The organism is Pseudoduganella sp. RAF53_2, from assembly GCF_052113985.1.
In the GTDB taxonomy this organism is placed as follows: Bacteria; Pseudomonadota; Gammaproteobacteria; order Burkholderiales; family Burkholderiaceae_D; genus Rugamonas.
This window is the reverse complement of the sequence record NZ_JBFRDW010000276.1, coordinates 1-7435: the sequence shown is the minus strand read 5'-3', so window position 1 is coordinate 7435 and position 7435 is coordinate 1. Positions and strand designations below refer to the sequence as shown.

7 protein-coding genes and 1 pseudogene are annotated in these 7435 nt (G+C 63.3%); 1 reads left to right on the top strand and 7 read right to left on the bottom strand.

Going from position 1 to position 7435, the window contains the following annotated elements; all coding sequences use genetic code 11:
• From AB4Z11_RS17065 to AB4Z11_RS17035, 7 genes are all read right to left on the bottom strand, one after another.
• Positions 1 to 597: radical SAM protein (locus tag AB4Z11_RS17065; RefSeq protein WP_442026433.1), on the bottom strand; the 597-nt coding region annotated here is incomplete at its 3' end.
• A 13-nt stretch (positions 598 to 610) separates the two neighbouring features.
• The gene (bioD, locus tag AB4Z11_RS17060; RefSeq protein WP_442026432.1) at positions 611 to 1369 is read right to left on the bottom strand and encodes a dethiobiotin synthase; all 759 of its coding nucleotides are present in this window, start codon (positions 1367 to 1369) and stop codon (positions 611 to 613) included.
• A gap of 1 nt (position 1370) precedes the next feature.
• The gene (bioF, locus tag AB4Z11_RS17055; protein ID WP_442026434.1) at positions 1371 to 2558 is read right to left on the bottom strand and encodes an 8-amino-7-oxononanoate synthase; all 1188 of its coding nucleotides are present in this window, start codon (positions 2556 to 2558) and stop codon (positions 1371 to 1373) included.
• A complete protein-coding gene (gene bioA / locus AB4Z11_RS17050; RefSeq protein ID WP_442026431.1) occupies positions 2558 to 3883 on the bottom strand; it encodes an adenosylmethionine--8-amino-7-oxononanoate transaminase in 1326 nt (441 codons plus the stop codon). The genes bioF and bioA overlap by 1 nt, the downstream gene beginning before the upstream one ends.
• A 113-nt stretch (positions 3884 to 3996) precedes the next feature.
• Entirely contained in the window at positions 3997 to 4782 is a 786-nt protein-coding gene (locus AB4Z11_RS17045) for an enoyl-CoA hydratase/isomerase family protein (protein ID WP_442026430.1), read from the bottom strand.
• Between the two features lie 10 nt (positions 4783 to 4792).
• The gene (locus AB4Z11_RS17040; protein WP_442026429.1) at positions 4793 to 6400 is read right to left on the bottom strand and encodes a carboxyl transferase domain-containing protein; all 1608 of its coding nucleotides are present in this window, start codon (positions 6398 to 6400) and stop codon (positions 4793 to 4795) included.
• A gap of 12 nt (positions 6401 to 6412) precedes the next feature.
• The gene (locus AB4Z11_RS17035; protein ID WP_442026428.1) at positions 6413 to 6841 is read right to left on the bottom strand and encodes a YchJ family protein; all 429 of its coding nucleotides are present in this window, start codon (positions 6839 to 6841) and stop codon (positions 6413 to 6415) included.
• 157 nt (positions 6842 to 6998) lie between these two features.
• Here AB4Z11_RS17035 and AB4Z11_RS17030 point away from each other — a divergent pair.
• Positions 6999 to 7435, top strand: a pseudogene (locus AB4Z11_RS17030) (glycosyl hydrolase); the annotation flags it as partial.

The following is a 7435-nucleotide window of genomic DNA, read 5'->3' as shown; positions in this document are numbered from 1 at the left end:
CACGTGGCCCAGCGTGTCCAGGCGGTCCTGATACTCGCGGGTGGAGATGATGTTGTCGTAGAACTCTGGCGCGGTGTCCAGATTGTGGTTGTAGTAGTCCAGGCCCGCATCCTTCAGGCGCTGCGCCTGCTCGGCTTCCAGCATGCCCAGGGTGGCGCAGGTTTCCAGACCCAGTGCCTTCACTTCGCGCACCATGGTCTCGACCTTTTCCATGTCGCGGTCTTTCGGGCTGCGCCATGCAGCGCCCATGCAGAAACGGGTCGCGCCGTTGTCCTTGGCTTGCCTGGCGGCGTCGAGGACGGTGTCCAGGTCCAGGATCTTCTTGGCTTCCACGCCGGTGTCGTAGCGCGCGGCTTGCGGGCAGTAGCCGCAGTCTTCTTCGCAGCCGCCGGTCTTGATGGAGAGCAGGGTTGCCAGTTCAACGTCGCTGTCCGGCCAGTAGGCGCGGTGCACTTCCTGGGCGCGGAACATCAGCTCGTGGAAGGGCAGTTCGTAGAGCGCCATTACCTCAGCCAGTGGCCAGGTCGCGTCTTGCGCCAGTTTGATCGGCGCGGTTGGACGGTGCAGTTCGACGGTCTTTGGTTCTTGCAGGGACATCGTGTTTCCTCTCTTATTTACGGCGAACCGGCCAGTTGGGCAGGCTCGTAAAGTCCAGATATTCGGCAGCGGCGGAAGCAGTCGCTTTGGCCAGGCGCGGTACGCGCCCCAGCAGCGGCGCTGGAATGCGCGCTTCGAGTGCGGCGATATTCTCGTCCGCGAAATTAAATTCCAGGTCCAGCGTGTTGGCCACCCAGCCCACCAGCTTCAAACCGCGCGCCAGGATGGCTTCCACGGTCAGCAGCGCGTGGTTGATGCAGCCGAGGCGCATGCCCACCACCAGCACCACGGGCAGTGCGAGCTGCTGGGCCATGTCGGCCGTGTCGTATTCGTCAGTCAGCGGCACGCGGAAGCCGCCCACGCCTTCCACCACAGTGGCGTCGGTGAGTGCGGCGATTTCCAGATAGGCGGCCAGAATCGGCACCGGGTCGATCTTGCGGCCTTCCAGCTCGGCAGCGATGTGCGGTGCCGCCGGCTCGCGCAGCATGAACGGTGTGGTCAGTTCCTGCGGCAGCGAGACATTGCCCGCCTCCGCCAGCTGGTCCGCATCGTCATTATGCAGACGGCCATTCTTCATCACGGCGCCCGCCGCAACAGGCTTCATGCCGCAGGTGCGCACGCCGCTACGGCTCAGCGCATACAGCATGGCGGACGAAGTCAGGGTCTTGCCGATTTCGGTATCGGTGCCTGCAACGAAGCAGGCGAAACGCGGCGGTACGCCGTCGGCAGCCGCCGCGGCTTCAGGAGCGATGACAGGATCTTCCAACGCCATCTCAGGACCTCCTTTCTAATGCATTTAGTGCTTCCACCAGCTGGGCCACGTCCTGCGCCGTATGCGCTGCGGACAGGGTGACGCGCAGGCGCGCCGTCCCAACCGGCACCGTCGGCGGACGAATGCCGCCAACCCAGATGCCCTGCTCCCACAAAGCAGCCGAAGCGCGCATGGCGGCATCGTTCTCGCCGATCACGATGGCTTGCACCGCCGTGATGGACGGAATGCGCTGCCATTTTTCCAGGCGCAGTCCGTCGTCCAGCTGAGCGATCAGGGCATTCAGATGGGCGCGGCGTTCGCGGCCCTCCGAACCCGCAATGATATCAAGGCTTGCCAGCAAGGCGTGCGCCAGTGCGGGCGGCGCGGCCGTGGTGAAAATGTAGGGGCGGGCGCGCTGGATCAGGGTTTCGATCACGGTCTTGTGCGCCGCTACGAAAGCGCCGCCGACACCCGCGGCCTTGCCGAGCGTGCCGACATAGACGAGGTAAGGCGACTTCAGGTTGAAGTGTTCCAGTGCGCCGCGGCCATTGGCGCCGAGCGCGCCGAAGCCGTGGGCATCGTCGACGATCAGCCAGGCCTTGTGCCGTTCGCAGAGTGCCAACAGTTGCGGCAGTGGTGCCAGGTCGCCGTCCATGCTGAACAGGCTGTCCGTCACCACGATCTTGTTGGAAGCGGTGCTTTCGGCCAGCATGGTGTCCAGCGCCGCCACGTCGGCGTGCGGATAGACCTTCAGCGTGGTGCGCGACAGGCGGCCGCCATCGATCAGCGAAGCGTGGTTGAGCGATTCGCTGAAAACCTCCGTGTTCTTGTCGCCCACCGCCAGGCCGGTGATGACGCCGAGATTGGCCATATAGCCGGTGCAGAAGTACAGCGCGCGCGCATCGGCCAGGTGCGGCGAGACGAATTCCGCCAGGCGTTCTTCCAGATCGGCGTGTGCGCGGCTGTGGCCACTGATCAGGTGCGAAGCGCCACTGCCGGCGCCGTACAGCTCCACGCCTTCGCGCAGGGCCGCCGTCACGCGCGGGTGCGCAGCGAGACCGAGGTAGTCGTTGCTGCAGAAGGCCAGCATGTCGCGGCCATCGACGGTCAGGCGCGGCGCGCACGGCGTTTCGACTGAACGGCGCTTGCGGATCTGATGCTTGTCCTGCAGCAGCTGCAGGTGAGATTCGAGTTTGTCCAGCAGTTCCATCACGCGATCACCTTTTCAAACACGGCTTGCGTGCGTTCTGCGAGCCCGCTGATTTCCTCGTCGCTGAGGATGTAAGGCGGCATCAGATAAACGGTGGAACCGATGGGGCGCAGCAGCAGCTCATTGCGCGTGGCTTCGGTGAAGAAGCGGCGCGAAAAGTCCGGTCCAGCGTCGATGGCGTCGAAGGCCCAGATCATGCCGCGGTTGCGGAAGTTCTTCGTGCGTTCGTGATTCGCCAGCGGCGCCAGGGCTTCGGTCAGCTTGCGCGAGCGGGCCTGGTTCGCTTCCAGCACATGGTCTTCCTGGAAGATGTCCAGCGTGGCCAATGCAGCACGGCAGGCCAGCGGATTGCCGGTATAGGAATGCGAATGCAGGAAGCCGCGCGTCACGTCGGCGCTGTAGAAAGCCTGATAAATCTCTTCGCGCGACAGCACGATGGACAGCGGCAGGTAGCCGCCGCTGATGCCCTTGGACAGAGTCAGGAAGTCCGGCCACACGTCCGCCTGCTCGCAGGCGAAGAAGGTGCCGGTGCGGCCGCAGCCGACGGCGATTTCGTCGAAGATCAGGTGCACGCCGTGCTTGTCGCACAACTCGCGCACCAGCTTCAGGTAAAGCGGATCGTGCATCGCCATGCCGGTAGCGCATTGCACCAGCGGCTCGATGATGACGGCGGCAATCTTGCCGGCGCGTTCGGTGAACACGCGCTCCACATCTGCGGCGGCGCGGCGTGCAACGTCGGCGGCCGTTTCGCCTTCAGCAGCCTGACGCGCATCCGGCGACATCACGGTCTGCGCGGCGCGCAGCAGCGGGCCGTAGGCGTCCTTGAACAGCGCGACATCGGTCACGGCCAGCGCGCCGATCGTCTCGCCGTGGTAGCTGCCTTTGAGGCAAACGAATTCCTGCTTGTCGCCATGGCCGCTGTTGCGCCAGGCGTGGAAGCTCATTTTCAGCGCGATTTCGACGGCGGATGCGCCGTCCGATGCGTAGAACGCGTGGCCCAGCTGATGCTGCGTGAGCGCGGACAGGCGCTCGGACAACTGGATCACCGGCTCGTGCGTGAAGCCCGCCAGCATGGCGTGTTCCAGCATGTCCAGTTGTTCGCGCAGGGCTGCGTTGATGCGCGGATTGGCGTGGCCGAACAGGTTCACCCACCAGGAGCTGATCGCGTCCAGGTAGCGGTTGCCTTCATGGTCGTAGAGCCACACGCCGCGGCCGTGGCTGACCGGGATCAGCGGCACGGTTTCGTGGTGCTGCATCTGGGTGCACGGGTGCCATACACTGCGCAGGCTTCGTGCGACCCAGTCGCTTGATTGATTTGTATCCAACACTACTCCTATTCGGCGGGTCAATGACCCGCCCTACGTGGCGTCATCGAAAATCCGCCGAGCGCGGCGCTGTCGGTGACGCTGACGTAGGGCGGATCATCGATCCGCCGTTCTTAGCTAAGCCACCCAGGCTTGCGCTTTTCCAGGAAGGACTGGACGCCCTCGCGGCCTTCGGCGGAAGCACGGATATTGGCGATGCGCAGCGCCGTGTCGGCAAGCAGCGCGTCGTCCACGGCCTTGTGAGCGGCGTCGCGCACCAGCACCTTGGCTTCCATGACCGCATTCGGGCTATTGGTCACGAGTGCCTTCAGCAGCTCGGCGACCTTGGCATCCAGCGCATCGGCCGCGACGACTTCGTGCACGAATCCGATGCGATGCGCCTCCTGGGCGGTAAAGCGTTCGGCGGTGAGGAAATAGCGGCGTGCCGCATTCTCGCCCATCGCCTTGATGACATAAGGGGAAATGGTGGCCGGGATCAGTCCCAGCTTCACCTCGCTCAGGCAGAAATTGGCTTCCTGGACAGCGACTGCGATATCGCATGCCGCCACCAGACCCATTCCGCCCGCATAGCAATCGCCCTGCACCCTGGCCACGACGGGCTTGGTGCAGAGGTAGATCGTGCGCAGCATCTGCGCCAGCTGCATGGCGTCGGCCTGGTTCTCCTCGTGAGAGTAACCGGCCATTTTCTTCATCCAGTTCAGATCCGCCCCGGCGCAGAAGGCCGGACCGTTTGCGGCCAGCACGATGGCGCGCACATCTTCATTGCGGCCCAGCGCATGGAATGCGACGGACAGCTCGTTGATCGTATGTTCGTTGAAGGCATTGCGCACATCCGGACGGTTCAGCGTCACGGTGGCGACCTTGTTCTCGATAGCGACAGTAAGGGTCTGATATTCCATGCTCATCTCCTTACATGCGGAACACGCCGAATTTGGTGTCCGGGATCGGCGCGTTCAGCGCGGCCGACAAGCCCAGGCCCAGCACCATGCGCGTATCGGCGGGATCGATCACGCCGTCGTCCCAGAGGCGGGCGGACGCATAGTAAGGGTGGCCCTGGTACTCGTATTGATCCTTGATCGGCTGTTTGAACGCGGCTTCTTCCTCAGCGCTCCAGCTGCCGCCCTTGCCTTCGATGCCGTCGCGCTTCACGGTGGCGAGCACGGATGCCGCCTGGTCGCCACCCATCACGGAGATGCGCGCATTGGGCCACATCCACAGGAAGCGCGGCGAGTAAGCGCGGCCGCACATGCCGTAGTTGCCGGCGCCGAAGGAGCCGCCAATGATCACGGTGAACTTCGGCACGGAAGCCGTCGCCACAGCGGTTACCATCTTTGCGCCATTGCGTGCGATGCCTTCGTTTTCGTATTTACGGCCGACCATGAAGCCGGTAATGTTCTGCAGGAAGACCAGTGGGATCTTGCGCTGGCAGCACAGTTCGATGAAGTGCGTGCCTTTCAGCGCCGACTCGGAGAACAGGATGCCGTTGTTGGCGATGATACCGACCTTCATGCCGTAGATATGGGCGAAGCCGCACACCAGCGTGGTGCCATAGCGCGCCTTGAATTCATCGAACTCGCTGCCGTCCACGATGCGCGCGATGACTTCGCGGATATCGAAAGGCTTGCGGGTATCGACCGGGATCACGCCATACAGTTCTTCCGGCGCATACTTCGGCTCCGCCGCTTCGCGCAGCGCGCCCTGTTGCGGCTTCTGGCGGTTCAGGTTGGACACGATGGTGCGGGCCATGGACAGCGCGTGCATATCGTCCTGCGCCAGGTGATCGGCCACGCCGGACAGGCGCGTGTGCACATCGCCACCGCCCAGGTCTTCCGCCGACACCACTTCACCGGTCGCCGCCTTCACCAGCGGAGGACCGCCGAGGAAGATGGTGCCCTGCTCTTTCACGATGATCGACTCGTCGGACATGGCCGGCACATAAGCGCCGCCTGCCGTGCAGGAGCCCATCACCACCGCGATCTGCGGGATGCCTTTGGCCGACATATTGGCCTGGTTGAAGAAGATGCGGCCGAAGTGGTCGCGGTCCGGGAATACGTCATCCTGATTCGGCAGGTTGGCGCCGCCGGAGTCCACCAGGTAAATGCAGGGCAGGTTGTTCTGGTCCGCGATTTCCTGCGCGCGCAGGTGCTTCTTCACGGTCATTGGATAGTAAGTACCGCCTTTGACGGTGGCGTCGTTACAGACGATCACGCATTCCTGGCCGGATACGCGGCCGATGCCGGTGATGATGCCGGCCGATGGCGCCGCGCCGTCATACATTTCGTAAGCGGCCAGCTGGGAGAATTCGAGGAAGGGCGTGCCGGGATCGAGCAGCATCTGAACGCGGTCGCGCGGCAGCAGCTTGCCGCGGGCGACGTGCTTGGCGCTGGCCGCCTCGCCGCCGCCTTCAGCCGCCTTGGCCACCTTGGCGCGCAGGTCGTCGACGATGGCCTGCATCGCGGCGGCGTTGGCTTTGAAGTCTTCGCTGCGCGGATTGAGTTTGCTTTCGATGTGCGGCATGGTCTCCCTCTCTTATTCTGGAAATTGACCGTCCACGTAAAACCAGCGCAGACCACCTTCGCCAGGCTCGCGCAGGAAACGGCTGACCTCATGCAGCCGCTGCCCCCGGCCATCGACGCGCAGGCGGGCGACGAACTCCACGAAGTCCTCATTTTCCGCAGCCTCTGCTTTACGTTGACGTAAACGTAAAGCAGATTTTACCTCAAGTCCCAGCCATTGGAGCTTTTCATTTTTGTTAATTATTTGATCAGCCGGACGGGTGCTGGGGTGCCAGGTAGCCTTGAGGTAGTCCTCATTCTGCAAGGTGTAGGCGGTATAGCGCGAGCGCATCAGCTTTTCCGCCGTCTCCGGCAGCGCCTTACCCTCGATAAACGGCCCACAGCAAGCAGCCAGCGAAGGGCCGCCACAGGGGCAGCCAATAGGGGTCTTGATCTTGGACATCCCGCAATTATCCGCGATCTGGCGAATTGCTGCGACGGCGCGGCGCCCGCACGCGCCCGGCGGCCCAGCCCACATAGCCAGGGAATTGTTGACACGCTCTTTTATTTCGACCCATAATCGCTTGCGATTGGAAACGTTACCAAATGCACGGGAGCCGATGACAGTGAAAATTCCTTGCCTCTGGCTGCTGAGCGCACTTCCATTGATTGCCGCATGCAGTGGCGGCGCGCCGATGCCTGCTCAGGCCTGGATCACCACGGGCGACCAGCGCATGCTGCTGGCGCGGCAAGCGCCGGTTACCTTCGACGAGGGCGCTCCGGCCGCCATTGTCATCGACGTCGATCCTGCCACCCAGTATCAGGAGATGCAGGGTTTTGGCGCTGCCATCACCGATGCCTCGGCATGGCTGATTCAACATCGCCTGGGGACGGCGCAGCGCGATGCGCTGCTGAAGGACTTGTTCGGGACCGAAGCTGGCCTGGGACTGTCATTCACCCGGCTGACCATTGGTGCATCGGACTTCTCGACCGCCCATTACAGTTTCGACGATATGCCACCGGGTCAGTCCGACCCTGAACTGAAGCACTTCACGAT

Coding starts and splice junctions, on each gene's coding strand:
- bioD (WP_442026432.1), bottom strand. CDS start 1,369: ATGGCGTTGGAAGATCCTGTCATCGCTCCTGAAGCCGCGGCGGCTGCC.
- AB4Z11_RS17035 (WP_442026428.1), bottom strand. CDS start 6,841: ATGTCCAAGATCAAGACCCCTATTGGCTGCCCCTGTGGCGGCCCTTCG.
- AB4Z11_RS17045 (WP_442026430.1), bottom strand. CDS start 4,782: ATGGAATATCAGACCCTTACTGTCGCTATCGAGAACAAGGTCGCCACC.
- bioF (WP_442026434.1), bottom strand. CDS start 2,558: ATGGAACTGCTGGACAAACTCGAATCTCACCTGCAGCTGCTGCAGGAC.
- AB4Z11_RS17040 (WP_442026429.1), bottom strand. CDS start 6,400: ATGCCGCACATCGAAAGCAAACTCAATCCGCGCAGCGAAGACTTCAAA.